The sequence below is a fragment of the Intestinirhabdus alba genome (assembly GCF_009711095.1).
Lineage (GTDB): Bacteria > Pseudomonadota > Gammaproteobacteria > Enterobacterales > Enterobacteriaceae > Intestinirhabdus > Intestinirhabdus alba.
Map to the genome: position 1 here is coordinate 1 of NZ_WMJZ01000106.1, position 1,302 is coordinate 1,302.

The window sequence follows — 1,302 nt, forward strand, 5'->3', positions numbered from 1 at the left end:
CAGATCAGCCGCCAGCTGGACGCGGTGATGCACCACCCGGAGTTCCAGAAGGTGGAGTCCCTGTGGCGCGGGCTGAAGCACCTGGTGGATCGCACCGACTACCGGCAGAACGTGCGCACGGAGATCCTCGACGTGGCGAAGGACGACCTGCGCCAGGACTTCGAGGACGTGCCGGAGCTGATCCAGAGCGGCCTGTACTGGCACACCTACACCAGCGAATACGACACCCCGGGGGGCGAGCCCATCGGGGCGGTGATCTCGGCCTATGAGTTTGACGCCAGCCCGCAGGACGTGGCGCTGCTGCGCAACATCTCGAAGGTCTCCGCGGCGGCGCACATGCCGTTTATCGGCTCGGTAGGCCCGCAGTTCTTCCTCAAGGAGTCGATGGAAGAGGTGGCGGCCATCAAAGATATCGGCAACTACTTTGACCGGGCGGAGTATATCAAGTGGAAGGCGTTCCGCGAGACCGACGACGCGCGCTACATCGGGCTGGTGATGCCGCGGGTGCTGGGGCGTCTGCCGTACGGGCCGGACACGGNATGCCGCGGGTGCTGGGGCGTCTGCCGTACGGGCCGGACACGGTGCCGGTGCGCAGCTTCAACTACACGGAAGAGGTGAAAGGCCCGGACCACGAGAAGTACCTGTGGACCAACGCCTCGTTCGCCTTCGCCGCCAACATGGTGCGCAGCTTTATTGACAACGGCTGGTGCGTGCAGATCCGCGGCCCGCAGGCGGGTGGCGCGGTGCAGGATCTGCCGATCCACCTGTACGACCTGGGGACCGGCAACCAGGTGAAAATCCCGTCAGAGGTGATGATCCCGGAAACGCGGGAGTTCGAGTTCGCCAACCTGGGCTTCATCCCGCTGTCGTACTACAAAAACCGGGACTATGCGTGCTTCTTCTCGGCGAACTCGGCCCAGAAGCCGGCCCTGTACGACACGGCGGACGCCACGGCGAACAGCCGGATCAACGCGCGGCTGCCGTACATCTTCCTGCTGTCGCGGATAGCGCACTACCTGAAGCTGCTGCAGCGAGAAAACATCGGCACCACCAAGGATCGGCGGCTGCTGGAGCTGGAGCTGAACACGTGGGTGCGCAGTCTGGTGACGGAGATGACCGATCCGGGAGACGAGCTGCAGGCGTCGCACCCGCTGCGGGACGCGAAGGTGGTGGTGGAAGACATCGAGGACAACCCGGGGTTCTTCCGGGTACAGCTGTACGCGGTGCCGCACTTCCAGGTGGAGGGGATGGACGTGAGTCTGTCGCTGGTCAGCCAGATGCCGAAGGCCAAAGCATAAGGCA

The 1,302-nt window shown here is 64.4% G+C and carries 1 pseudogene; it reads left to right on the top strand.

The features are described 5' to 3' along the window. A pseudogene (gene tssC / locus GJV78_RS22600) lies at window positions 1-1,298 on the top strand (type VI secretion system contractile sheath large subunit); the annotation flags it as partial. Window positions 1,299-1,302 lie beyond the last annotated feature (4 nt).